The 25,036-nt window shown below is 69.3% G+C and carries 25 protein-coding genes; 16 read left to right on the top strand and 9 right to left on the bottom strand.

Annotated elements, in window-relative coordinates:
- Nucleotides 1–17 precede the first annotated feature (17 nt).
- Nucleotides 18–653: a phosphoserine phosphatase SerB gene (serB, locus tag AA0Y20_RS09125; protein ID WP_412938889.1), complete on the top strand. Its 636-nt coding sequence runs from the start codon at nt 18–20 to the stop codon at nt 651–653.
- Between the two features lie 44 nt (nt 654–697).
- Entirely contained in the window at nt 698–1,387 is a 690-nt protein-coding gene (locus AA0Y20_RS09120) for an alpha/beta fold hydrolase (protein WP_412938888.1), read from the top strand.
- Nucleotides 1,388–1,402: 15 nt separating this feature from the next.
- On the opposite strand, the gene fabG is transcribed toward AA0Y20_RS09120, so the two are convergent.
- Complete coding sequence (gene fabG, locus AA0Y20_RS09115; RefSeq protein ID WP_412938886.1) at nt 1,403–2,113, bottom strand: 3-oxoacyl-ACP reductase FabG; 711 nt, start codon at nt 2,111–2,113, stop codon at nt 1,403–1,405.
- Between the two features lie 103 nt (nt 2,114–2,216).
- Between fabG and AA0Y20_RS09110 the strand changes: the two genes are divergently transcribed.
- From AA0Y20_RS09110 to AA0Y20_RS09095, 4 genes are read left to right on the top strand one after another with little or no spacing between them, the layout of a single operon-like run.
- Entirely contained in the window at nt 2,217–2,666 is a 450-nt protein-coding gene (locus tag AA0Y20_RS09110) for a DUF4190 domain-containing protein (protein WP_412938884.1), read from the top strand.
- Nucleotides 2,667–2,708: 42 nt separating this feature from the next.
- Entirely contained in the window at nt 2,709–3,059 is a 351-nt protein-coding gene (locus tag AA0Y20_RS09105; RefSeq protein ID WP_412938883.1) for a DUF3099 domain-containing protein, read from the top strand.
- Nucleotides 3,056–3,271, top strand: coding sequence for a hypothetical protein (locus tag AA0Y20_RS09100; protein WP_412938881.1), 216 nt, complete (start codon nt 3,056–3,058; stop codon nt 3,269–3,271). The genes AA0Y20_RS09105 and AA0Y20_RS09100 overlap by 4 nt, the downstream gene beginning before the upstream one ends.
- Nucleotides 3,268–4,194 carry an SURF1 family protein gene (locus AA0Y20_RS09095; protein WP_412938880.1) on the top strand — a complete coding sequence of 309 codons (927 nt, stop codon included), beginning with the start codon at nt 3,268–3,270 and terminating at the stop codon, nt 4,192–4,194. Before AA0Y20_RS09100 ends, AA0Y20_RS09095 begins: the two co-directional genes overlap by 4 nt.
- A 19-nt stretch (nt 4,195–4,213) precedes the next feature.
- Here the strand turns inward: AA0Y20_RS09095 and AA0Y20_RS09090 are convergent, their stop codons facing one another.
- Nucleotides 4,214–5,812: an ABC-F family ATP-binding cassette domain-containing protein gene (locus AA0Y20_RS09090; protein ID WP_412938878.1), complete on the bottom strand. Its 1,599-nt coding sequence runs from the start codon at nt 5,810–5,812 to the stop codon at nt 4,214–4,216.
- Between the two features lie 191 nt (nt 5,813–6,003).
- Between AA0Y20_RS09090 and AA0Y20_RS09085 the strand changes: the two genes are divergently transcribed.
- From AA0Y20_RS09085 to AA0Y20_RS09065, 5 genes are read left to right on the top strand one after another with little or no spacing between them, the layout of a single operon-like run.
- On the top strand, nt 6,004–7,044 hold the full coding sequence (locus AA0Y20_RS09085) for an iron-siderophore ABC transporter substrate-binding protein (protein ID WP_412938877.1): 1,041 nt from the start codon (nt 6,004–6,006) through the stop codon (nt 7,042–7,044).
- Nucleotides 7,045–7,078: 34 nt separating this feature from the next.
- The gene (locus AA0Y20_RS09080; protein ID WP_412939732.1) at nt 7,079–8,122 is read left to right on the top strand and encodes a FecCD family ABC transporter permease; all 1,044 of its coding nucleotides are present in this window, start codon (nt 7,079–7,081) and stop codon (nt 8,120–8,122) included.
- The gene (locus AA0Y20_RS09075; RefSeq protein ID WP_412938875.1) at nt 8,119–9,180 is read left to right on the top strand and encodes a FecCD family ABC transporter permease; all 1,062 of its coding nucleotides are present in this window, start codon (nt 8,119–8,121) and stop codon (nt 9,178–9,180) included. The genes AA0Y20_RS09080 and AA0Y20_RS09075 overlap by 4 nt, the downstream gene beginning before the upstream one ends.
- Complete coding sequence (locus AA0Y20_RS09070; protein WP_412938873.1) at nt 9,177–10,019, top strand: ABC transporter ATP-binding protein; 843 nt, start codon at nt 9,177–9,179, stop codon at nt 10,017–10,019. The genes AA0Y20_RS09075 and AA0Y20_RS09070 overlap by 4 nt, the downstream gene beginning before the upstream one ends.
- Nucleotides 10,020–10,029: 10 nt before the next feature.
- Complete coding sequence (locus tag AA0Y20_RS09065) at nt 10,030–10,935, top strand: siderophore-interacting protein (protein ID WP_412938872.1); 906 nt, start codon at nt 10,030–10,032, stop codon at nt 10,933–10,935.
- Nucleotides 10,936–10,960: 25 nt separating this feature from the next.
- On the opposite strand, the gene AA0Y20_RS09060 is transcribed toward AA0Y20_RS09065, so the two are convergent.
- From AA0Y20_RS09060 to sufB, 6 genes are all read right to left on the bottom strand, one after another.
- Complete coding sequence (locus AA0Y20_RS09060) at nt 10,961–12,139, bottom strand: MalY/PatB family protein (RefSeq protein ID WP_412938871.1); 1,179 nt, start codon at nt 12,137–12,139, stop codon at nt 10,961–10,963.
- Between the two features lie 108 nt (nt 12,140–12,247).
- A complete protein-coding gene (locus AA0Y20_RS09055; protein ID WP_023951434.1) occupies nt 12,248–12,577 on the bottom strand; it encodes a metal-sulfur cluster assembly factor in 330 nt (109 codons plus the stop codon).
- 9 nt (nt 12,578–12,586) lie between these two features.
- Complete coding sequence (gene sufC, locus AA0Y20_RS09050) at nt 12,587–13,357, bottom strand: Fe-S cluster assembly ATPase SufC (protein WP_412938869.1); 771 nt, start codon at nt 13,355–13,357, stop codon at nt 12,587–12,589.
- A 15-nt stretch (nt 13,358–13,372) separates the two neighbouring features.
- Complete coding sequence (locus tag AA0Y20_RS09045; protein ID WP_412938867.1) at nt 13,373–13,702, bottom strand: non-heme iron oxygenase ferredoxin subunit; 330 nt, start codon at nt 13,700–13,702, stop codon at nt 13,373–13,375.
- A complete protein-coding gene (sufD, locus tag AA0Y20_RS09040; protein WP_412938865.1) occupies nt 13,699–14,883 on the bottom strand; it encodes a Fe-S cluster assembly protein SufD in 1,185 nt (394 codons plus the stop codon). Before sufD ends, AA0Y20_RS09045 begins: the two co-directional genes overlap by 4 nt.
- A gap of 1 nt (nt 14,884) precedes the next feature.
- Nucleotides 14,885–16,303 (bottom strand): Fe-S cluster assembly protein SufB, encoded by a 1,419-nt coding sequence (gene sufB / locus AA0Y20_RS09035; protein ID WP_120262925.1) that lies wholly within the window; start codon nt 16,301–16,303, stop codon nt 14,885–14,887.
- 245 nt (nt 16,304–16,548) lie between these two features.
- On the opposite strand from sufB, the gene AA0Y20_RS09030 reads away from it, so the two are divergent.
- Both AA0Y20_RS09030 and AA0Y20_RS09025 read left to right on the top strand, forming a co-directional pair.
- Nucleotides 16,549–17,517 carry a COX15/CtaA family protein gene (locus tag AA0Y20_RS09030; protein ID WP_412938863.1) on the top strand — a complete coding sequence of 323 codons (969 nt, stop codon included), beginning with the start codon at nt 16,549–16,551 and terminating at the stop codon, nt 17,515–17,517.
- A 79-nt stretch (nt 17,518–17,596) separates the two neighbouring features.
- Nucleotides 17,597–18,100, top strand: a complete 504-nt coding sequence (locus AA0Y20_RS09025) for a dinucleotide-utilizing enzyme (RefSeq protein ID WP_412938862.1) — start codon at nt 17,597–17,599, stop codon at nt 18,098–18,100.
- Between the two features lie 978 nt (nt 18,101–19,078).
- Here the strand turns inward: AA0Y20_RS09025 and AA0Y20_RS09020 are convergent.
- Nucleotides 19,079–20,011 carry a heme o synthase gene (locus AA0Y20_RS09020; protein WP_412938861.1) on the bottom strand — a complete coding sequence of 311 codons (933 nt, stop codon included), beginning with the start codon at nt 20,009–20,011 and terminating at the stop codon, nt 19,079–19,081.
- A gap of 224 nt (nt 20,012–20,235) precedes the next feature.
- Here AA0Y20_RS09020 and tkt point away from each other — a divergent pair, with 224 nt between their 5' ends.
- From tkt to AA0Y20_RS09005, 3 genes are read left to right on the top strand one after another with little or no spacing between them, the layout of a single operon-like run.
- Nucleotides 20,236–22,314, top strand: a complete 2,079-nt coding sequence (tkt, locus tag AA0Y20_RS09015; RefSeq protein ID WP_412938860.1) for a transketolase — start codon at nt 20,236–20,238, stop codon at nt 22,312–22,314.
- Nucleotides 22,311–23,417, top strand: a complete 1,107-nt coding sequence (tal, locus tag AA0Y20_RS09010; protein ID WP_412938858.1) for a transaldolase — start codon at nt 22,311–22,313, stop codon at nt 23,415–23,417. The genes tkt and tal overlap by 4 nt, the downstream gene beginning before the upstream one ends.
- Entirely contained in the window at nt 23,414–25,033 is a 1,620-nt protein-coding gene (locus AA0Y20_RS09005) for a glucose-6-phosphate isomerase (RefSeq protein ID WP_412939731.1), read from the top strand. The genes tal and AA0Y20_RS09005 overlap by 4 nt, the downstream gene beginning before the upstream one ends.
- Nucleotides 25,034–25,036 lie beyond the last annotated feature (3 nt).

Below are 25,036 nucleotides of genomic sequence, written 5' to 3'. Positions count from 1 at the left end.
CCGCTAGCGTGGAGGGCATGCCTCATGCACGTTTCCTCGTCGTCTTCGATGCCGACTCGACCCTGTTGCGGAACGAGGTCATCGAGCTCATCGCCGACGAGGCGGGACGCGGGCCGGAGGTCGCGGCCGCGACGGAGGCGGCCATGCGCGGCGAGGTCGACTTCGCGTCGAGTCTGCGCTCGCGCGTGTCTCAGCTGGCGGGGGTGCCGCTGACCGCGTTCGACCGCGTGCGCTCGCGTGTCGAGCCGACGTCCGGCGCCCGCGAGCTCATCGCGGCCATCCACGAGCGCGGCGGCGTCGCCGCCGTCGTATCCGGGGGCTTCCACGAGGTTCTCGATCACATCGCTCCCGGACTCGGGGTCGACATGTGGCGAGCGAATCGCCTCGGTGTCGACGGCCCGGCGCTCGACGGCACAGTCGACGGTGACGTCGTCGACGCGGAGGCCAAGGCCGCATCGTTGCGCGAGTGGGCCGGCGCCCACGGCATCCCCCTCGCGCGAACGATCGCCATCGGCGACGGCGCGAACGATCTGCGCATGATGGCGGTCGCCGGCCTCGGCATCGCTTTCAATGCCAAGCCCGCGGTGCGCCGTCAGGCGGATCTCGTCGTCGGCCCGGTCGACCTGCGAGAGGTCATCCCGCTGCTGCCCTGATCCCGAGGCTGTCGCTTGTCCGAGCGCGGCGCTACCGTCGGGTCATGCACGTCATCCTCATCCCGGGCCTCTGGCTCGATGCCTCGTCCTGGGACGACGTGGCGCCCGCGGTCCGCGGCGCCGGTCATCGCCTCGAAGCCCTCACGCTGCCCGGGGTCGGCGGCACCGCCGGATCGATGCGGACGACCCTTCGGGACTGGGTGGATGCCGTCGTCGCCCGCATCGACGCGGCGCCCGGGCAGGTCGTCCTCGTGGGGCACAGCGGCGGCGGGAACGTGGCGTGGGGAGCCGCCGACCGACGGCCCGATCGCATCGCCCGCGTCATCTTCGTCGACACGCTCCCCCCGGCCCCGGGCGCGGAGATCTCCGAGTTCCCGGTCGTCGACGGCACGGTGCCTTTCCCCGGATGGGGCTTCTTCGACGAGCCGGACGTCGCCGACCTCGACGACGACACGCGCGCCCGATGGGCACCGCGAACTCACCCGGTTCCGGCGGCCGTTCCCACCGACGCCATCGAGCTGACCGACGATCGCCGGCACGGCATCCCCGTCACCGTTCTCTCGGGGCCGGCCGACGAGCGCGGGATCCGCTCGATGCTCGCCTCGTGGCCCCGATTCCTCGCCGAGTTCGACGCGCTCGAAGACGTGACCGTCGTCGAGCTGGGCTCAGGTCACTGGCCGCAGTTCTCGCAGCCCGACCGGCTCGCGCGCGAGATCATCGCGGCGCTGGAATGAGGTCCGACGCCCCCGTCAGTGGCCCATTCCGAGGCCGCCGTCGACGGGGATGACGGCACCCGAGATGTATGCCGCGTCGTCCGAGGCGAGCCAGGACACAGCCGCGGCGACCTCTGCCGAAGAGCCGTAGCGCCCCGCCGGAATGCTGCGCTTGTACTCGGCCTGCGTCTCCTCGGCGAGCGCAGCGGTCATGTCGGTCTCGATGAATCCCGGCGCGACGACGTTCGCGGTGATCCCGCGGGCGCCGAGCTCGCGGGTGAGCGAGCGCGCGAAGCCGACGAGGGCTGCCTTCGACGACGAGTAGTTGATCTGTCCGGCCGAGCCGAACAGGCCGACGACGCTCGAGATGAGGATGACGCGGCCCCACTTGGCCCGCAGCATTCCCTTCGACGCTCGCTTCACGACCCGGAAGGCGCCGCCCAGGTTGGTCGCGACGACCGAGTCGAAGTCGTCCTCGGTCATGCGGAGCAGGAGGGTGTCCTTCGTGATGCCGGCGTTTGCGACCACGACCTCGATCGGTCCGAGCTCGCTCTCGACCTGGGTGAAGGCCGCGTCGATGGATGCCGCGTCCGTCACGTCGGCGCGGACGGTCAGCGCCCCCGCGGGGCCTTCGCCCGAGCGGGCGGTCACCGCGACGCGGTGGCCGTCGGCGACGAAGCGCTCCGCGATCGCGCGGCCGATGCCGCGGTTTCCTCCGGTGACGAGAACGACTCGGGACGTGGGCATGCGGCTCTCCTGTGTCTGCAGCGCGAACCCCGCAAGCCTAGCCGCAGCGCGTCCACCGCCCGCGAACGATAAGCTGGCGGCCCGACGTCGACGAGGAGCAGACGTGAGCGACCAGCCTCAGCCGCAGCAGCCGTACCCCGCGCCGGGGCAGCCCGCCTCCGGCGCCCCCGTCCCTCCCCCTGCGCCGCCGTACGCCAATCCGCCGCAGCAGCAGGCGTACCAGCCCGCCGGCTACCCGCCGCCGGCCTACGGGTACGCGGGCTACCAGCCGCAGAAGACGAACGCCCTCGCGATCGTGTCGATGATCGCCTCCATCGTGGGCTTCATCTGGCTCCTGCCGATCATCGGCTCGATCGCCGGCGTCATCATGGGTCACATCTCGCTGGCTCAGATCAAGCGGACGAACGAGAACGGACGAGGAATGGCCCTGGCCGGCCTCATCGTCGGCTACGCGGGTCTGGCACTCACGATCGTCGGGATCATCGTCTTCGCGTCGTTCATCGGCTGGGTCGTCAATCAGGACAGCTACAGCACCTACTCCTCGAGCTTCTGACTCCGGCCTCCCCCGGCTGCCCGGGCGTATCCTTGATGCACCGTGAAGCATCAGCCCGCCACACCGTCGGCGACCTCGCTCCCGCGAGCTCCGCACGACGACTCCAACCGTCGCATGACGAAGTACTTCATCATGATGGCGGTGCGCGTCGTGTGCTTCATCCTGATGGTCGTCATCGCACCCTACGGCTGGCACACGGCGGCTCTTGCGGTCGGTGCGATCTTCCTTCCCTATATCGCGGTGGTGGTCGCGAACGTCGGCGACGACGTGCGCGAGCCCGCAGCGGTCTCGCCGCTCGCGGCACTGCCCGAGCGACCGAGCGAGCCGCCGCGGGCGCCCGAGTCACCCGCGAAGCCGACCGTGATCGAAGTTCGGGAGTCACGTCCGGAGTGAACGACATCGAGTGTTCCCGCGCCGGATGCCGCGCGTCGGCACGGTGGCGGGTCATCTGGCGCAATCCCCGCATCCATTCCGCCGATCGGCGGAAGATCTGGGTGGCGTGCGACGATCATGTGGCGTATCTGCGCGAGTTCGTCGCGGCACGGGACTTCCCGGTCAGCGTGGAGCTCCTCTCCGCCGAAGCCCGCGAGGCAGGTGGGTCATGAGAGGCCGGACCGCACTCCGGTGGACCGGCTACGTCGCCGTGGCCGTCGCCTTCGCGATCGCCTGCGCGTACCTGTCGAACTGGCAGTTCACGCGCAACGAGGAGCGCAGCGCGCAGCTCGAGCTCGTCGAGCGCAACTACGACGCCGCCCCCGCGGCGCTGTCCGACATCCTTCCTCGGGGGAACGACCTCGACCCCGACGACGAATGGCACCCCGTCGAGCTGGTCGGCCGCTACCTCACCGACGACCAGGTGCTCGTGCGGAATCGTCCGCACGGAGGCACGTCGGCGTTCGAGGTGCTCGTGCCGTTCGAGACGACCGACGGCCGCGTCTTCGTCATCGATCGAGGCTGGGTGCCTCCGGCGTCGGACAGCCCCGACCCCGCGGCCATCGCCCCGCCACCCACGGGAACCGTGACCGTGGTCGCTCGCCTGAAGCCCGCTGAGGCCGCACCGACATCGGGGCGTTCGGCTCCTGATGGCCAGGTGCCGACGATCAACGTCGATCTGGTGGCCGTCGAAGCCGGCCTCTCAGGCGATGTCGTGACGTCGGCCTACGGACTGCTCGTCTCGGAGGATCCCGCACCCGCCGAGACGCTCGGGGCGATGCCGACCCCTTCGGAGGACCCGGGCCCCCACCTGTCGTACGCCATCCAGTGGATCCTGTTCGCCATCATGGGGTTCATCTTCATCTGGTACATGATCCGCACCGAACGCCGTCACCGGCGCGAGGACGAAGAGGATGCCGCCGCAGCCGCCGCGCTCGACAACGCGCCGTCGGAGCACGCGATGGTCCCCGCCGGCGCGGCATCCGCGGCGCACGAGCCGTCGGTCGTCCCGCAGAGCCTCCGCCGACGCCGCGACTCCAAGCGCGACCGCGACATGGAGGACGAGGACGCGATCCTCGACTCGACGCGCGACTGACGGCGCTCGCTCGGACCGTTCAGGCCAGTGTGATGAGCTCGAGGTAGTCGCGTCCCCAGATGTCTTCGACGCCATCGGGCAGGATCAGGACACGCTCGGGATTGAGCGCCTCGACGGCGCCCTCGTCGTGCGAGACGAGCACGACGGCACCCTCGTAGTGCGCGAGCGCGCCGAGGATCTCGTCTCGCGACGCCGGGTCGAGGTTGTTCGTCGGCTCATCGAGGAGCAGCATGTTGGCCGACGACACGACGAGGGTCGCGAGCGACAGACGGGTCTTCTCTCCGCCGGAGAGCACACCCGCGGGCTTGAGGACGTCGTCGCCCGTGAACAGGAACGACCCGAGCACCTTCCGCGCTTCGGTCTCCGTGATGTCGGGCGCTGACGACATCATGTTCTGCAGCACCGAGCGCGACACGTCGAGATTCTCGTGCTCCTGCGCGTAGTAGCCGATGCGGAGCCCGTGGCCCGGTTCGAGCACACCGGTGTCGGGCTGATCGACGCCCGCGAGGATGCGCAGGAGAGTGGTCTTTCCGGCACCGTTCAGCCCGAGGACCACGACCTTCGACCCGCGGTCGATCGCGAGGTCGACATCGGTGAAGATCTCGAGCGAGCCGTACGACTTCGACAGCCCGGATGCCATGAGGGGCGTCTTCCCGCAGGGCGCCGGCTTCGGGAAGCGGAGCTTCGCGACACGGTCCTCCTGACGCACCTCGTCGAGACCCGAGAGGAGCTTCTCAGCACGCGCCACCATCTGATGCGCGGCTGCGGCCTTGCTGGCCTTGGCGCCGAATCGGGCAGCCTGCTGCTGCAGCGCCGTCGCCTTCTTCTCGGCGTTCGCGCGCTCCTTCTTGCGCCGCTCCTCGTCTGCGACGCGCTGGCGCAGATAGTTCTTCCAGTTCATGTTGTAGACGTCGATGACCTGGCGCATGGCATCGAGGTAGAAGACGCGGTTGACGGTCTCGCCGACGAGCTCGACGTCGTGGCTGATGACGATCAGCCCGCCCTTGTACCCCTTCAGGAACTCGCGAAGCCAGACGACGCTGTCGGCGTCGAGGTGGTTCGTCGGCTCGTCGAGGATCATCGTCTGCGCGTCCGAGAAGAGGATGCGCGCGAGCTCGATACGGCGCCGTTGTCCACCCGACAGCGTCTTCAGCGGCTGATCGAGGATGCGGTCGGGCAGCGAGAGGTTGTGGGCGATGGATGCCGCCTCGGCCTCTGCCGCGTAGCCGCCGAGCGCCTCGAAACGCTCCATGAGGTTGCCGTAGCGGCGCATCGCCTTGGCGGCTGCCGCCTCGTCTTCCGACCCCATCTCGAGCGACGCGCTCTGCATGTCCACGGCGATCGTGCCGAGGCCACGCGCATCGAGGATCCGCGTGCGGGCGAGCATCTCCGGATCACCCGACCGGGGGTCCTGCGGGAGATAGCCGAGCTCCCCCGAACGCTCGACTTTGCCGTCGCTGGGGAGGAGGTCGCCGGCGAGCACCTTGGTCAGCGTCGTCTTGCCTGCGCCATTGCGTCCGACGAGACCGATCTTGTCGCCGTCGGAGACGCGGAAGGACACGTCCGCCATCAGCGTGCGCGCACCCACGCGGATTTCGAGGTCGTGCACGGCGAGCACAGCGAACGTCCAATCGTCAGGAACAGGAAGGGCGGCCGAACGGCCAGCCTCTCATCCTACTCGCTGTCGACGACCGCCCGCCGCAGACCGCAGCGACGGGCACCTTCAGTCCGGCTGCAGCGGATTGGCAGGATGGGCATCGCGCACGTAAAGTAAGCCTGCCCTTACTCACCTCTCCTCTGGAGGACACTGTGCCCCGCATCCGCACAGCCGCCGCAGCCCTCATCGCAGCCACGCTGCTCCTCGCCGGCTGCGGTTCCACCGCGGCTCCCGATTCGGCTCCCGCCGCATCCGGTGAAGCCTCATCGGACGCCTTCCCCGTCACCATCGACCACGCTTTCGGCCAGACCACGATCGAGAGCAAGCCCACCCGCGTCGCGACCGTGTCGTGGGGCAACCAGGAGGCCGCTCTCGCCCTGGGCGTCGTCCCCGTCGGCATGCCCGCCGTCACCTGGGGAGACGACGACGGCGACGGCATCCTCCCGTGGGTGAAGGACAAGCTCGACGAACTCGGCGGAGAGACCCCCGTGCTGTTCGACGAAGCCGAAGGCATCGACTTCGAAGCCGTCGCCGACACGCAGCCCGACGTCATCCTCGCCGCTTACTCGGGCCTGACGCAGGACGACTACGACACCCTGAGCAAGATCGCCCCCGTCGTCGCCTACCCCGACATCGCGTGGGGAACGAGCTGGCAGGAGCTCACCGTCATGAACGGGACCGCGCTCGGGCTCAAAGACGAGGCGGAGACGCTCGTCGACGATCTCACGGCGCACCTGGGCGACCTGACCGGCGCCTACCCCGACATCGCGGGCAAGACGACGCTGTTCAGCTCCTTCGACGCGACCGACCTGAGCCAGCTCGGCTTCTACTCGACGGCCGATCCGCGTCCCCTCTTCCTCGAGGACCTCGGTCTCACCCCGGCCGCGACCGTCGCCGAGCAGTCGAAGGGCACTGACCAGTTCTGGATCACCAACAGCACGGAGGAGATCGAACGGTTCTCCGACCTCCAGGTGCTCGTGACCTACGGCGACGACACCACGCTCGCTGCGATGCAGGCCGACCCGCTCCTGTCGAGGATCCCGGCCGTCGCGTCGGGAGCCGTGGTCGTGCTGCCCGCGTCCAACGACCCGCTCGCCGCAGCGGCGAACCCCAGTCCCCTCTCGATCACCGATCCCCTGACGTCGGAGTACGTCGACATGATCGGCGCGGCCGCCGCGAAGGCGAGCTCGTGATCGCAGGCGAACTGCGTCGGGTGCCGTGAGCGTTCTGACAACGACGACGGCCGCCGCCGCCGTGAGCGCGCCCCCGCGGCGCGGCTCCCGGCGGCGGCGGGTCGTCTGGCTCGTCGTCCTGGCACTCCTCGTGCTGGTGGCGAGCATCATCTCGGTGACCTTCGGGACTCGCTCCGTCTCGTTCGACGACATCATCGCCGGCCTGAGCGGAAGCATCGAGACCACCTCCGCGGCCGCCGTGTCGAAGCGGGTCCCGCGGACGGTCCTCGCCCTGATCGTCGGTGCCGCCCTCGCCGTGTCGGGGGCCGTGATGCAGGGCGTGACACGCAATCCTCTCGCCGACCCGCAGATCCTCGGGATCAACGGCGGCGCGTCGCTCGCGGTCGTCATCGGACTCGCCTTCTTCGGTGTGACCAGCGCCTTCGGGTACATCTGGCTCGCCATGCTCGGCGCGGCGATCGCGGCGATCTTCGTCTACACGATCGGCTCGCTCGGCCGCGGCGGCGCGAGCCCGCTCAAGCTCGCTCTCGCAGGGGCTGCCACGGCGGTCGCCTTCAGCTCGCTCATCAGCGCGATCCTCCTCCCCCGCATCGACGTCATGAGCGTCTTCAGGTTCTGGCAGATCGGCGGAGTCGGCGGTGCCACCGGCGAGAAGATCGCGCTCGTGCTGCCTTTCCTCGGGGTCGGGATGGTCATCTGCCTCGCGGCCAGCGCCGCACTCAACTCGCTCGCTCTCGGCGACGAGCTCGCCGCCGGCCTCGGCGAGCGCGTGCGCACGGCTCGTCTGGTCGCCGCCCTCGGCGCGGTCATCCTCTGCGGCGCGGCGACGGCCGTCGCCGGCCCGATCGGTTTCGTCGGGTTGATCGTTCCCCACATCTGCCGTCTCCTCGTCGGCCCCGACCACCGATGGCTCCTGCCCGTCTCCGCGCTCGTCGGCGGAGGGCTGCTCGTCATCGCGGACGTCGTGGGCCGCGTGATCGCGCGACCGCAGGAAGTCGAGGTCGGGATCGTGACCGCGCTCATCGGCGCGCCCTTCTTCATCGCCATCGTCCGCCGGCAGAAGATGCGTGCCCTGTGACCGCCCCCGTCGCCTCCCCCACAGCCACTCCGGCGACCGTCCAGGTCGTCGTCGCCGGCCGCGCACGTCGCGCGTGGCGACGACGAATCGTCCTGGGCTCTCTGCTGACAGCCGTCATCGTCATGTACGCCGTCTCCCTCATGGTCGGGCAGACGTTCTACTCCCCGGCCGAGGTGTGGGGGGTCATCACCGGTCAGACCGTGCCCGGCGCCTCGTTCACGGTGGGCGAGCTGCGCCTCCCGCGCGCCACGGTCGCCCTCCTCACCGGCCTCTGCTTCGGGATGGGCGGCGCCGTCTTCCAGACGATGCTGCGCAATCCCCTCGCCAGTCCCGACATCATCGGCGTCAACGCGGGTGCGAGCGCAGCCGCTGTCATCGGCATCGTCTTCCTCTCGCTCAGCGAAGGCGGCATCTCTCTTCTGGCCACCGTCGCCGCGCTCGCGACGGCTCTGATGATCTACCTCCTCGCGTTCAAGGACGGCGGCGCGGGCGCGCGCTTCATCCTCATCGGCATCGGCGTCGCCGCGATCTTCAACAGCGTCGTCTCCTACGTCCTCTCCCGAGCAGCCGAATGGGACCTGCAGGCCGCGATGCGGTGGATCACGGGCAATCTCAACGGCGCCTCGTGGGACCAGGCGATCCCCTTGGCTCTCACGATGGTGGTCGTCGTCCCGGCTCTGCTCTGGCTCACTCGGGACCTCGAGCTCATGCGACTCGGCGACGAGGCGGCGGCGGCCCTCGGCGTCCCGGTCGAACGTCGCCGTGTTCTGCTGATCATCGCCGCAGTGGCGCTCCTCGCCTTCGCCACAGCAGCCGCCGGCCCCATCTCTTTCGTCGCGTTCCTCTCGGGGCCGATCGCCGCGCGGATGATCGGCCCGGCCGGTTCACCCGTGCTGGCCGCCGGACTCTTCGGGTCGCTCCTCGTCCTGGTGGCCGACCTCACCGCGCAGTATCTGCTCGGCATCCGCCTGCCCGTCGGGGTCGTGACCGGCGTCCTGGGCGCTCCCTACCTCATCTTCCTGCTCATCCGCAGCAGCCGTTCAGGAGGCTCACTATGACCGCCGACCGCTCTCTCGAAGCGCGTGGCGTCCGGCTCGGTTACGGCGACCGCGTCATCGTCGATGAACTCGATCTCGTGGTGCCCGCAGGCCGCGTCACCGCGATCGTGGGCGCGAACGCGTGCGGCAAGTCGACGCTGCTCAAATCGATGGCACGGCTGCTGACGCCGCGCGCCGGAAGCGTGCTGCTCGACGGCAAGGACATCCACCGACTGCCCACCAAACGGGTGGCCCGCGATCTCGGCCTGCTGCCGCAGTCGCCGATCGCCCCGGAGGGAATCACCGTCTCGGACCTCGTGAGCCGGGGGCGAACCCCGCATCACGGGCCGCTAGCGCGATGGACGCGGGCAGACGACGACGCGATCGCCGAGGCCCTCGACGCCACGGATACGGCTGCCATCGCCGACCGCGCCGTCGATGAGCTGTCCGGAGGGCAACGGCAGCGCGTCTGGATCGCGATGGCGCTGGCACAGCAGACCGACGTGCTCCTCCTCGACGAGCCCACCACGTTTCTCGATGTGAGCCACCAGATCGACGTCCTCGACCTGCTGACCGATCTCAATCGCGCTCGAGGGACCACGATCGTGATGGTCCTCCACGACCTCAACCTCGCGGCGCGATACGCCGACCACCTCGTGGCGATGGCCGGCGGGCGACTCTACGGCGTCGGCGACCCCGCCGATGTCCTGACGGCCGAGACCGTGCGCGCCGTGTTCGGCCTCGACAGCCAGGTCATCCCCGATCCGCTCACCGGGCGCCCGCTCGTGCTGCCCATCGGCCGCCACCACGTGCCCGCAGAGCTGACCACGACAGACGCCGACGGCGCCAACGCCGGCTGATTGGAACACCATGACTCGTCCCGCACTCGACTTCTTCCGCGTCTCCGTCGCAGCCATCACGGATCTCACCCCGAGCTTCCGGCGGTTCACCTTCCGCGGCGACGACCTCGGCGAGTACGGGGATCCCGGCTTCGACCAGCGCGTGAAGATCCTCTTCCCGACCGACACCGCATCCATCGACACGATGCCGACCGGCTCCGATTGGTATGAGGGTTGGCGCGCCCTCTCACCCGACGCGCGGCCTGTCATGCGGACGTACACGACCCGCGCCGTCCGTCCCGCTCTGCGCGAGGTCGACATCGACATGGTCGCCCACGACGTCCTCGGCCCCGCATCCGCGTGGATCGCGCAAGCCCGCGTCGGCGATGAGGTCCTCATCCTCGCCCCCACCACCGCACACAGCGGGGTGAGCTACGGGATCGACTTCGTGCCGCCCGCCGACACCGACGCGATCCTGCTCGCCGGCGACGAGACGGCCGCACCGGCGATCGCTGTGATCCTCGAGCAGTTGCCTCCCGAAGCGCGCGGCACCGTGGTGCTCGAAGTACCGACCGACGCCGACCTCGACTATCTGCCCCACCACCCGGGATTCGAGCGCCGGATCTCGGCACGGTCCGCCGAGGGCGAGCGTCACCGTCACCTGATCTCGACGGTGGAGGAGACCGCCGCCCGGTTGGCGCCGGCCGGCATCGGCGCCGAGGTCGAAGAGATCGACATCGACGCCGACATCCTCTGGGAGGTGCCGCGCACCGCGAAGGGCGGTGCCGCCCTGAAGCGTGCTCCCCTGTACGCCTGGCTCGCCGGTGAGGCGTCGGCGATCAAGGCGCTGCGCCGCCACCTGGTCGGCACCGTGGGTGTCGACCGCCGCGCGGTGGCGTTCATGGGCTACTGGCGGCTCGGACGGTCCGAGAACTGACCGCGGGTACGAGCCGGCGGCTGGCTCAGCCTGCGGCCAGCACGCTCTGACGAGCGAAGGCCCCGACCCGGGTCACGGCCTCACGCAGGACGTCGGGGCCGCAGCCGAAGTTCAGTCGAACGTGCCCGACGCCCTCGGTCCCGAAGAACGGACCGTGGTGCAGCGCCACGCCCGAACCCTCGCGGATCGGGTCAGCCGGATCATCGCCCCAACCGTAGGCCGACACATCGATCCAGGCGAGGAAGCCTGCCTCCGGAACGCGATAGCGCGCGAGAGGAAGGTGCTCGGCCAGCAGGTCTTGCAGCAGTCCCCGGTTGATGTCGAGGCGGAGAAGCAGGCTGTCCAGCCACGCATCCGATTCCGGCGAGAACGCCGCGATGGTGGTGAGCGCGCCGAACAGACCGGTGCGCCACTCGACCTCCCAGGGCAGGCCTCGAACGACATCCGCGTTCGCCTCGGATGCCGTCACGATGACGGCGCACTTCAAGCCGGCGAGGTTGTACGCCTTCGATGCGCTCGTCACCACGTAGCCGACGGCGGCGGCCTCGGGCGACACGGTGAGGAACGGCGTGAAGACGACGTCGACTCCGGCGATGGGGCCGTGGATCTCGTCGCTGATCACGACTGCTCCGTAACGGTGGGCCAGACTCGCGAGCGCGCGGAGGGATTCGGCCGTGTGGACCGTCCCGGTGGGGTTGTGCGGGTTGCAGAGGAGCACAGCCCGCGCGCCACCGGCCAGGGAGCGCTCGATTCCGTCGAGATCGAGTTCCCAACCGGCGCCCGTGTCGGTGAGCGGGACCTCTTCGACGATGGCGCCCGCTTCGGCCACCGTGTCGAAGAACGGCGGGTAGACCGGCGGGTTGACCACGACCCGATCGCCGGGAGACACCGTCGCCCGTAGGAGCTCGACGACACCCATCATGACGTCGCCGGTCCAGCGGACACGGCGCGGATCGACCGTCCACCCCCATCGCCGCTCGGCGAACCCGACGAAAGCCTCGGCGACGCCGGGCTGCGGGGGCGTGTATCCGGTGTCGCCGATCTCGACGGCCTCGCGCAGCGCACGCGTGATCGGCTCCGCGAGCGCGAAGTCGGTCTCGGCGACGAACATGGGGATGACGTCGTGCGGATACGATCGCCATTTCGTGCTCGACCGTCGCCGCAGCGTCTCGAGCGGGAGGGCGTCGAGGGGCTGGATGCTCATGCCGCGAGCCTAATCGCGGCGCCGACGAGGTCGCCCGCAGGTGTCGCCGCATGACGAAAGCCCCCGTTCCGCCATCGGGCGGGAACGGGGGCTCGTCTGCGTGAGTCGTCAGATCGCGAAGCCGAGGGCGCGCATCATGTCGCGTCCGTCATCGGTGATCCGCTCGGGGCCCCACGGCGGCATCCACACCCAGTTGATGCGGAATCGGTCCACCACGTTGTCGAGAGCCTGAGCCGTCTGCTCCTCCAGGACGTCCGTCAGCGGGCAGCCCGCCGACGTCAGCGTCATGTGGATGATGAGCGCGTCGTTCTCGTCGTCCCACGCGAGGTCGTAGATGAGGCCCAGGTCGACGACGTTGATCCCCAGCTCGGGGTCCATGACGTCCTTGAGAGCCTCGGTGACCTCGTCGTACTTCTCGGGCGCGAGTGTTGCGGTCATGTAACGATCCTACGCGTCGATAGGGCTGTCGGCGTCGAGGAAGCGGTCGTAGCCCTCGTCCTCGAGTCGATCGGCGAGCTCGGGGCCACCCTCTTCGACGATCCGGCCCTTCACCATCACGTGGACGAACTGCGGCTGGATGTAGCGCAGGATCCGCGTGTAGTGCGTGATGAGGAGCACACCCAGGTCGGTCTCGGACTTCGCCCGGTTCACACCCTCGGACACGATCTTCAGCGCGTCGACGTCGAGACCGGAGTCGGTCTCGTCGAGCACCGCGATCTTGGGCTTCAGCAGCTCGAGCTGCAGGATCTCGTGGCGCTTCTTCTCGCCGCCCGAGAAGCCCTCGTTGACGTTGCGCTGCGCGAACTTCGGGTCCATGCGCAGATTGGCCATCGCCTGCTTGACATCCTTCGTCCACGAGCGGATCGCCGGCGCCTCGCCCGCGACGGCCGTCTTGGCGGTCCGGAGGAAGTTGGTGACCGTGATGCCGGGCACCTCGACCGGGTACTGCATGGCGAGGAAGAGGCCGGCACGGGCCCGCTCGTCGACCGACATCTCGAGGACGTCTTCGCCGTCGAGGGTGATCGACCCGCCGGTGACGGTGTACTTGGGGTGACCGGCGATCGCGTAAGCGAGCGTCGACTTTCCGGAGCCGTTGGGGCCCATGATCGCGTGGGTCTCGCCGGTACGCACCGTGAGGGTGACACCGTTGAGGATCGGGGTGGCCCCCGCCTCGGTCTCGACCGTCACGTGCAGGTCGCGGATCTCGAGAACAGACATGTCGGGTTCCTTACTTCACTTCACATCGCGGGTCACGGCGGGATCGATGAGGATGTCGTCCCCCTCGATCGTGACCTCGTAAACGGGGACCGGCTCGTAGGCCGGAAGATTCAGCGGCTGGCCGGTGCGCAGCGAGAACGCCGAGCCATGTGCCCAGCACTCCAGCGTGTCGCCCTCGACGAAGCCCTCCGCGAGCGAGATGTCGCCGTGGGTGCAGGTGTCGCCGATGGCGTGGACCTGGCCGTTCGCGTCGAGCACGACGGCCATGGGGACCTTGTCGATGACGACGCGCACGGCGGTGTCCTGCTCGAGCTCGCTCAGCTTGAGGACCTTCTGCGCGGTCACGCGTCGGCTCCGGCGGCGAGCTCGGCCTCGATCGCCTCGAGCAGCTCCTCCGCGAGCTCGTCGACGCCCATCTTCTGGACGATCTCGGCGAGGAACCCGAGCACGACCAGGCGGCGCGCCTCGGCCTCGGGAATGCCGCGAGCCTGGAGGTAGAACAGCTGCTGGTCGTCGAATCGCCCGGTAGCACTGGCATGTCCGGCGCCCTGGATGTCGCCGGTCTCGATCTCGAGGTTCGGGATCGAGTCGGCGCGCGCGCCATCGGTGAGGACCAGGTTGCGGTTGGCCTCGTACGAGTCGGTGCCGACGGCGTCGGGACCGATGAGGACATCGCCGATCCATACGCTGTGGGCGCTCTCGCCCTGCAGCGCGCCCTTGTACAGCACATCGCCGACGGTCTGCGGGCCCTTGTGGTGGAGGTAGACCTGGCTCTCGAGGTGCTGTCCCGAATCCGCGAACGACAGACCGTACATGCGGCCTTCGGCACCGGAGCCGGCGAGCTCGAGCGACGGGTTCACGCGGACCACCGCGCCGCCGAGGCTGACCACGACGTGGGTGAGCGAGGCATCGCGGTCGACGCGGGCCTGGTGCGCCGCGGCGTGCACGGCGTCGTCGTCCCAGCGCTGCAGCGACACGACCGTGAGGGCCGAGCCGTCACGGGCGATGATCTCGACGTTCTGCGCGTGAGCGGCGGTGCCCTCGTGGCGGAGGATCACGGTGCCGCGGGCATTGGGCATGGCCTCGATCACGACGTGGGCGTGAGCGAGCCCGCCGTTGCCCCGGAGGCTCACGACCACCGGCTCGCTCAATTCGACACCCGCGGGGATCCGCAGCAGCGGCGCCTCGTGCTCCTGCGACCACGCGATGGCGCTCGGCAGGTCCTCGGGGCGGAAGACCTCGCCCCGAGGTGCGTCGCCGACGCGGAGTCGGGCCTGCTCGACCTCGGCCGGTGCGGTGACCTCGACGGACACGACGCCGGTCGGGCCGGGCTCGTCGACCAGCAGCGGCGCCAACCGGTCGATCGGGGTGTGCTTCCAGTTGACTTCGCGTCCCGTCGGGGTGGCGAAGTCAGCCGGGTCGTACGACGACGGACGCTCGGACCGTGTCTGGACCGGTACGAATGCCGCCGCAGGGTCGATGTGGCCCTTCTCGCCGGTGGCGGGGGCCTGGGTGACGCTCGTCATATCAGCCGACGCTGCCTTCCATGCCCATCTCGATGAGCTTGTTGAGTTCGAGGGCGTATTCCATCGGGAGCTCGCGCGCGATCGGCTCGATGAAGCCGCGCACGATCATGGCCATCGCCTCGTCCTCGGGCATGCCGCGGCTCATGAGGTAGAACAGCTGCTCCTCCGACACCTTCGACACGGTCGCCTCGTGCCCGAGCTGGACGTCGTCGACGCGGATGTCGATCGCCGGGTACGTGTCGGATCGCGAGATGGTGTCGACGAGGAGCGCGTCGCACCGGACCGTGTTCGCCGAGTGGTGGGCGTTGGCGTCGACCCGCACCTCGCCGCGGTATCCGGCTCGTCCACCGCCGCGCGCGATCGACTTCGAGACGATCGACGACTGCGTGTACGGCGCCATGTGGATCATCTTCGCGCCCGCGTCCTGGTGCTGCCCGGGACCGGCGAAGGCCACCGAGAGCGTCTCGCCCTTCGCGTGCTCGCCCATCAGGTAGATCGACGGGTACTTCATCGTCACCTTCGAGCCGATGTTGCCGTCGACCCACTCCATCGTCGCGCCCTCGTGGGCGACGGCGCGCTTCGTGACGAGGTTGTACACGTTGTTCGACCAGTTCTGGATCGTCGTGTAGCGAACGCGGGCGTTCTTCTTGACGATGATCTCCACGACTGCCGAGTGCAGCGAGTCGCTCTTGTAGATCGGCGCGGTGCATCCCTCGATGTAGTGGACGTAGCTGTCCTCATCGGCGATGATCAGCGTCCGCTCGAACTGGCCCATGTTCTCGGTGTTGATCCGGAAATAGGCCTGCAGCGGGATCTCGACGTGGACGCCCTTCGGGACGTAGACGAACGAACCGCCCGACCAGACGGCCGTGTTCAGCGCGGCGAACTTGTTGTCGCCGGCCGGGATCACGGTGCCGAAGTACTCCTCGAAGAACTCGGGGTGCTCGCGGAGAGCCGTGTCGGTGTCCATGAAGATGACACCCTGCGCCTCGAGGTCCTCGCGGATCTGGTGGTACACGACCTCGGACTCGTACTGCGCGGCGACACCGGCGACGAGACGCTGACGCTCAGCCTCGGGGATGCCGAGCTTCTCGTATGTCTCGCGGATCTCCGCCGGGAGGTCCTCCCACGACTGCGCCTGCTTCTCGGTCGAGCGCACGAAGTACTTGATGTTGTCGAAGTCGATGTCGCTGAGGTCGGCGCCCCACGTGGGCATCGGCTTGCGACCGAACAGCTGATAGCCCTTCAGTCGGGTCTTCAGCATCCACTCCGGCTCGTTCTTGAGGGCCGAGATCCCGCGGACGACGTCCTCGTTGATGCCGCGTTGCGCGACAGCGCCTGCGGCATCCGTGTCGTGCCAGCCGAACTCGTACACCCCCAGGCCTTCGAGTTCCGGTCGGTCGATCAGCACATCCGACATGACTTTCCTCCTCTTCGCACCGCAACGGTGTCATCCGTCCCGGCATTCCCGACTCCGACGGGAGTCACGTGGACGGGGATGCCGATTCGCGGGCCTGATGGACGCGGATGCCGCGCCTAGACTATGAGGGACGACGTGCACACGCGCCGCCATCCCGAACACACCCGATTCTACAGGCAACGCCCCCATCCGCGGGCCTGCCCGGAACGTACGGGGCGCGAATCCAGCGCCCCCGGAGGACTCCGATGTCACAGGTCCGAACCCGCCCCGGACTCGTCGCCACGATCATGCCGACCGCCATCACGCGCTGGACCCGCGTCATGGGATGGCTGCTGGTCATCACGAACATCGGAATCGTCGGCACCGGCGGCCTCGTCCGGCTGACCGGGTCGGGCATGGGCTGCGAGACGTGGCCGTACTGCACCGAGGGATCGCTCACGCCGACCCCGGAGATGGGCATCCACGGTCTGATCGAGTTCGGCAACCGCACGCTCACCGGCGTGCTCGTCATCGTCGCGCTGCTGGCGTTCCTCTCCGTCATCCGGCTGCGCGCGACGCGTCGCGAGCTCCCCGTGCTGAGCTTCCTGGTCGGTCTCGGGATCATCGTCCAGGCCGTCGTCGGCGGCATCACGGTGTGGCTGCACCTCCACCCGAGCATCGTCGGCCTGCACTACCTGATCTCAGCGGCGCTCGTGGCACTCGCCACCGCCTTCCTCGTACGCCTCTACGCCGCACCCGGACCGCGGGTGCGCATCGTTCCCCGCGCGTATGCCATCGCCACGCACGTGACGACGCTCGCGGTCACCGTGACGGTCGTCGTCGGCATCCTCCTCACCGGAGCGGGCCCGCACGCGGGTGACGACGCGGCCGCACGCAACGGGCTGGACCCGATCTTCTGGCAGCACGTGCACAGCTGGCCCGCCTACGTCACCCTCGTGCTGACCCTCGTCCTGGTGTCGGGCGCCATCCGGCTCCCCCGCACGACGGGACTGCAGCGGTGGACGGGACTCCTGCTCGGCATCGAGCTGCTGCAGATCGCAGTCGGCCTCTGGCAGGCGCGTACCGGACTGCCGATCGCTCTCGTCAACATCCACATGGTCCTCGCCGTAGCTCTCGTGGCGGCCATGGTGGCGGTCGTGATGTCACTGAAGGCCCCGCTGGCGAGCGCGACCTCGACCGTCGAACGTGAGGTCGCACGCACAGAAGCCTCATAGGCTTCGTATGGGGCACGCAGAGGTCGACCCCGCAGAGTGTTCGAGGCCGCCGACAGCGGTCGCGACACGAAGGAGCACCATGACCGTTCACCCCCGCCTCGTCCGCAGCATCCCGTTCTGGATTCTCGTTGCCGGATCGGTTGCCGCGATCGGCGGTGGCGCCTACATCCTGGTCGAGAAGCTCAGCAACATGGAGGCGACCATCCTCGACAACACCGCCACGGGCGTCGACGTCTACGTCGGCCAGATCTGGGGCGTGTTCGGCGGCATCCTGCTCGGTGCCGGTGTCGTCGGTCTGGCCCTCGCCCTCGCCGCAGCGGCGTTGAGCTCGGCTTTCCCCCGCGAACCGCGCAGCACTGCCGGCGACCGCGACGACCTCGCTCCCGTGGCGCTCGCCTCGGAGCCCGTCGCCTCGGAGCGCGCAGCCTCGGAGCGCGCAGCCTCGGAGCCCGCCGCCTCGGAGCCCGTCGCCTCCACCGAGACGACCGCGGTTCCCACGGCAGGCACCGCCGAGCCCGTCGGGCCCGATGCCGCGACGAGCTCGACCCTCGAGTCGCCGTCCGGCGACGCGCAGCAGCGCTGACGCGCACCGCACTCGTTCGAACGGCCGTCCTCCTCGCCACCCGGGCTCACCGGGTCAGGAGGGCGGCCGTTCCGCTTGCTCGCGCCCACCCCGCATCCGGTGTCGTCCCGGCACGTCCACGCCGCAGGTTCACGTGTCAGCTCACGCCCCACCCCACACCCCAAAGGGGCACCACCTGCCAAGCGAGCCCGCCCCCGCAGGTCCAAGTGTCAGCTCACGCCCCAACCCACACCTCAAAGGGGCACCACCTGCCAGGCGAGCCCACCCCAACCCCACACCCCGAAGGGGCACCACCTGCCAAGCGAGCCCACCCCCGCGGGCTCAGGTGTCAGCTCGCGCCCCACCCCACACCCCGAAGGGGCACAATCTGCCAGGCGAGCCCACCCCAACCCACACCCCGAAGGGGCACCACCTGCCAAGCGAACCCGCCCCCGCAGGTTCAGGTGTCAGCTCACGCCCCAACCCGCACCCCGAACAGACACCACCTGCCAAGCGAACCCACCCCCGCAGGCTCAGGTGTCAGCTCGCGCCCCACCCCACACCCCGAACAGGCACCACCCGCCAGGCGAGCCCACCCCGCAGATTCAGGTGTCAGCTCACGCCCCAACCGGCACCCCGAACAGGCACCACCTGCCAAGCGAACCCACCCCCGCAGGCTCAGGTGGCACCTCACGCGCCACCCCACACCCCGAACAGGCACCACCTGCCAAGCGAACCCACCCCCGCAGGCTCAGGTGGCACCTCACTTCCCAACCCGCACCCCGAAGGGGCACCACCTGCCAAGCGAGCCCACCCCCGCGGGCTCAGGTGTCAGCTCACGCCCCAACCCACACCCCAAAGGGGCACCACCTGCCAGGCGAGCCCGCCCCCGCGGGCTCAGGTGTCAGCTCACGCCCCGACAACGCCCCTGAAGGGGCAGGAGCTGCCACCTGGGCGCGAAGTGAGGCCAACCCCACATCAGCCCCGCGAGGCGCTGGGTCAGAAGGGCAGCAGCGGGTCGACCGCGATGGCCACGAAGACGAGCGTCAGGTAAGTGATCGAGGCGTGGAACACGCGCATCGGCCGGGCCTGCTCACCGCGCACGGCACGGTTGTACAGGCGGTGCGACTCGTAAAGGAACCATCCGCCGAAGACGATCGCGGAGACGCTGTACACGAGGCCCATCGGGGCGACCGGGATCAGCAGCAGCGAGCACGCCACCGTCGCCCAGGCGTAGAGGATGACCTGCAGCCCGACCTGCGAGCCGTCGCGCGTCGCGCCGAGCATCGGCACGTCGACCTCGTCGTAGTCGTTCTTGTACTTCATCGACAGCGGCCAGTAGTGCGGCGGCGTCCAGAGGAAGACGAGCACGAAAAGGATGAGCGCCGCCCACGAGAGGGATCCCGTCACGGCGGACCAGCCGATCACGACCGGGAAGCACCCCGCGATGCCGCCCCAGACGATGTTCTGCTCGGTGCGACGCTTGAGGATCATCGTGTAGATCACGACGTAGAAGAAGATGGCGAAGACGCTGAGGGATGCCGCGACCCAGTTGGTCGTCACGGCGAGCCAGACGGTGGATGCCACGGCGAGCGTCCAAGCGAAGACGAGCGCTCCGCGAGCAGAGACCTCGCCGGTCACGATCGGACGGTTCTCGGTGCGCTTCATGTGCGCGTCGATGTCGCGGTCGAGGTACATGTTGAACGCGGCGGCGGAACCGGCGCTCATCGCTCCCCCGACCACCGTCGCCAGCACGAGCCACAGGTTCGGGAGGCCGCCTGCCGCGAGGATCATCACCGGGACCGTCGTCACCAGGAGAAGCTCGAGCACGCGGGGCTTGGTGAGGGCGACGTAGGCGCGCACCGTGGCACCGAAGGACGTTCCGCGAGAAGTGTCGACAGAGGCCGAACGCGCAGTCGTCGTGATGTCCATCGCTCCCCGCATCTCACCGCTGTGAACCTGTCCAGTCTAGGGCATCCACCGACATCGTCCTCCGCGGGGCGGTCCCCTAGCACGACCGTCACAAGACGACGTGCGCGCCCCGGCCGCCTGACGTCCTCGCTATGCTGAAGACATACGCGCGCCGGCGCCGAAACCCTCCCTTCCTGACTGCGGAGCGGCATGCGCAGGCGCTGCCTCTCGAGAAAGGCGACCGAGTGTCGGAACTTCGTTGGGACGAGATCGATCGGCGCGCGGTGGACACCGCCCGCGTCCTGGCCGCGGATGCGGTGGAGAAGGTGGGCAACGGCCACCCGGGGACGGCCATGAGCCTCGCCCCTGCCGCCTACCTCCTCTATCAGCGCGTGCTGCGGCACGACCCGGCGGACACCGACTGGCTCGGACGTGACCGATTCATCCTGTCGGCCGGTCACTCGTCCCTCACGCAGTACGTGCAGCTCTACCTGGGCGGGTTCGGGCTCGAGCTCGACGACCTCAAGGCGCTGCGCACGTGGGGCTCGCTGACGCCGGGACACCCCGAGTACGGCCACACCAAGGGTGTCGAGATCACCACCGGCCCGCTCGGCCAGGGGCTCGCCACCTCCGTCGGCTTCGCCTATGCCGCTCGCTACGAGCGCGGCCTGTTCGACCCCGAGGCGCCGGCCGGCACCTCCCCGTTCGATCACTTCATCTACGTCATCGCCAGCGACGGCGACATCCAGGAGGGCATCACGGCCGAGGCCGGATCGCTCGCCGGCCACCAGCAGCTCGGCAACCTGATCGCCATCTACGACGCGAACCAGATCTCGATCGAAGACGACACAAACGTCGCCTTCACCGAGGATGTCGCCGCTCGCTACGAGGCCTACGGCTGGCACGTGCAGACCGTCGATTGGAAGAGCACGGGCGAGTACGTCGAGGACGTCGCCGCCCTGTACTCCGCGATCGAGGCCGCGAAGGGCGAGACCGACAAGCCCTCGCTCATCGTCCTCAAGACGATCATCGGCTGGCCGGCTCCCGGCAAGCAGAACACCGGCAAGATCCACGGCTCGGCGCTCGGCGCCGACGAGCTCGCCGCCACCAAGAAGGTGCTCGGCTTCGACCCGGACAAGAGCTTCGAAGTCGCCGACGACGTCATCGATCACACGCGCTCGCTCGCCGAGCGCGCCGCGACCGAGCGCGCCGAGTGGCAGAAGTCGTTCGACGCCTGGGCCGAGGCCAACCCCGAGCGCAAGGCGCTGCTCGACCGCCTCGAATCGGGCGAGCTGCCCGCCGACGTCTCGGTCCCCGCATTCGAGGCAGGCAAGGCCGTCTCGACCCGCGCCGCGAGCGGACAGGTCATCAACGCCCTCGCCGACCAGCTCCCCGAGCTGTGGGGCGGCTCGGCCGACCTCGCCGAGTCGAACCTGACGACCATCAAGTCGGGCAAGAGCTTCATCCCCGCCGAGTGGTCGACCCACGAGTGGTCGGGCGACCCCTACGGCCGGGTCCTGCACTTCGGCATCCGCGAGCACGCGATGGGTGCGATCGTCAACGGCATCGTCCTGCACGGCAAGACGCGCGCCTTCGGCGGCACGTTCCTCATCTTCAGCGACTACATGCGCCCCGCGGTGCGTCTGGCCGCCCTGATGAACATCCCCTCGATCTACGTGTGGACGCACGACTCCATCGCCCTCGGCGAGGACGGCCCGACCCACCAGCCCATCGAGCAGATCTCGTCGCTGCGCCTGATCCCGAACTTCACGGTCGTGCGTCCGGCCGACGCGAACGAGACCGCCGCGGCGTGGCACGAGCTGCTTCGTCGTCAGGCCGGCCCCGCGGGCATCGCGCTGACGCGTCAGAACGTCCCGGTCTTCCCGCGCGGTGAAGACGGCTACGCCACGACCGACGGCGTCGCCAAGGGCGCCTACGTGCTCATCGACGCCGAGGGCGGCCAGCCGGACGTGATCATCGTCGCGACCGGCTCCGAGGTCCAGCTGGCTGTCGAGGCACGCGAGGCGCTCGCGGCGGACGGCATCCAGGCCCGCGTCGTGTCGGCGCCGTCCCTGGAGTGGTTCGCGGAGCAGGACGAGGCCTACCGCGAGTCGGTGCTTCCCGCCGCTGTCCGGGCCCGTGTGTCGGTCGAGGCCGGCGCCACCCCGCTGTGGCGCTCGATCGTCGGCGACACCGGACGCTCGGTCGGCATCGACCACTTCGGCGCTTCGGCTGACTACCAGACCCTGTTCGAGAAGTTCGGAATCACCACCGAGGCCGTCGTCGCGGCCGCCCGCGCAACTGTTGAGGAGAACAACGCATGAGCACCCCCACCCAGGACCTCTCCGACGCCGGCGTCAGCATCTGGCTCGACGATCTCTCGCGTCAGCGCATCACGACCGGCAACCTGCAGGAACTCATCGACACGCGCAACGTCGTCGGCGTGACGACCAACCCCTCGATCTTCCAGGCCGCCATCAGCGCGGGCGTCGGGTACGAGGAGGCCATCGAGGCGCAGGCCAAGGCCGGGGCCTCGACCGACGACACCATCTTCGAGCTGACGACGACGGACGTGCGCAACGCGTCCGACATCTTCCGGCCGATCTTCGACAAGACCGGCGGCGTCGACGGACGCGTGTCGATCGAGGTCTCGCCCGACCTCGCGCACGACACCGACGCGACGATCGCCGAGGCGAAGAAGCTCGCCGCCGCGGTCGACCGGCCGAACGTCCTCATCAAGATCCCCGCGACGAGGGCCGGCCTGCCCGCGATCACCGAGGTCATCGCGGCCGGCATCAGCGTCAACGTCACGCTGATCTTCTCCCTCGAGCGCTACAGCGAGGTCATCGACGCCTACCTCGCCGGGCTCGAGCGTGCCAGCGAGGCGGGCATCGACCTGAGCGGTATCCATTCGGTCGCGTCGTTCTTCGTGTCGCGGGTCGACACGGAGGTCGACAAGCGCCTCACGGCGATCGGATCGGATGCCGCCGACGAGCTGAAGTCGCTCGCCGGTGTCGCCAACGCGCGTCTCGCCTACGAGCTGTTCGAGAAGAAGTTCGCCGAGCAGCGCGCCCAGGACCTCGTCGCCGCCGGCGCGAACCTGCAGCGCCCGCTGTGGGCGTCGACCGGCGTGAAGGACCCGGCCCTGCCGGACACCCTCTACGTCACCGATCTCGTCGCTCCCGGCAGCGTGAACACGATGCCGGAGAAGACCCTCGAGGCGACGTTCGACCACGGCGTGATCTCGGGCGACACCGTCACCGGAGCATACGAGGCCGCCCACAAGGTCTTCGATGACCTCGCGGCCGTCGGCGTGGACCTCGACGACGTCACCCAGCTGCTGGAGGACGAGGGCGTCGACAAGTTCATCGCGTCGTGGCACGACCTGCAGGGCACGGTGACCGCGGCTCTGGAGAGCGCCCGTTGAGCTTCGAGATCCACGTCTCGGGGCACGTCTCCGACGTCGTCGAGCAGACGCTGCCCGGGCTCGTGGCCGATCTGGTGGCGAGCGGCATCACCGCGGGTGACGCGACCCTCTGGGGTCCGGATGCCGCCGACGAGGCGTCTCGTCGACTCGGCTGGGTGCAGGCCGTCACGGTGTCGCGCCCCCTGGTCGCCGAGATCGAGGCGCTGCGCACCGACCTCGTCGGCCGGGGCATCACACGCGTCGTGCTGGCCGGGATGGGCGGTTCGTCGCTCGCCCCCGAGGTCATCGCCCGCACGCACGGGGTACCCCTGACGATCCTCGACTCCACCGCGCCCGGTCAGGTCCTGGCGGCCATCGACGGCGACGCCGAGACGGGGGGACTCGCTGAGAGCGTCCTCGTCGTGTCGTCGAAGTCGGGGTCGACCGTCGAGACCGACTCCGCCCGGCGCGCTTTCGCCGCGGCCTGGAGCGACCTGGGCATCGACCCGGCGGATCGCATCGTCGTCGTCACCGATCCGGGCTCGCCGCTCGAGACCGAGGCCCGCGCAGCGGGTCACCGGGTCTTCACCGCGGACCCGTCCGTCGGCGGCCGGTACTCCGCCCTCACGGCGTTTGGCCTCGTTCCGGCCGGACTTGCGGGCGCCGACATCGGTCAGCTGCTCGACGAGGCCGACGCCACCCTGCTCGAAGTGGCCGTCGACGATCCGCGCAACCCCGCACTCGTGCTCGCTGCGGCGATCGCGGGCGGAGAGCCGCGCCGCGACAAGCTGGCCCTCATCAGCGACGGGACCCATATCGTGGGTCTTCCCGACTGGATCGAGCAGCTGGTCGCCGAGTCGACGGGAAAGGCCGGCATCGGCATCCTCCCCGTCGTCGCGACGCCGCTCTCCCCCGAGCTCGACCTGCTGCCCGACGACCTGCAGGTCGTCCGGATCGTCGGCGATGCCGTTCACTTCCAGATCCTCGAGCAGCATCCCGGCGAGGTGCTCGTCAGCGGCTCGCTCGGCGCGCAGTTCCTCGTCTGGGAGTATGCGACGGCCATCGCCGGGCGCCTACTCGGGATCAATCCCTTCGACCAGCCCGACGTCGAGGCGGCCAAGGCAGCGGCGCGAGGACTCCTCGATGCGCAACCCGCCCCGACCGCACCGCTGTTCGTCGAGAACGGCGTCGAGGTTCGGGTTTCCGACCCGTCGCTCGCCGCGGATCACACGCTCGCGGGCGTGCTCGAGAACCTCTGGCGGAGCGTCCCGACCGACGGGTACGTCGCGGTGCAGGCATATGTCGACCGCACGACGGTTCCGCAGCTCGCCGGCGTACGTGAGCTGATCGCCGCGGACTCCGGTCGCCCGACCACGTTCGGCTGGGGACCGCGGTTCCTGCACTCCACCGGGCAGTATCACAAGGGCGGCCCCGCGAACGGCGTCTTCCTGCAGATCACCGAGCGCACCGACGTCGACCTCGAGATTCCCGGTCGTCCGTTCACGTTCGGCCGCCTGATCCAGGCGCAGGCCTCCGGCGACGCCGCAGTCCTCGCCGAGCGCGGCCGTCCGGTCGTCACGCTCACCCTGACGGACCCCACGACCGAGGTCCTCACCCTTTTCGAAGCCGCCCAGTAGGAA

The sequence above is a fragment of the Microbacterium pratiae genome, assembly GCF_047302165.1.
In the GTDB taxonomy this organism is placed as follows: domain Bacteria; phylum Actinomycetota; class Actinomycetes; order Actinomycetales; family Microbacteriaceae; genus Microbacterium.
The sequence above is the reverse complement of the archived record's forward strand: the minus strand, read 5'-3'. Positions and strand labels throughout refer to the sequence as shown.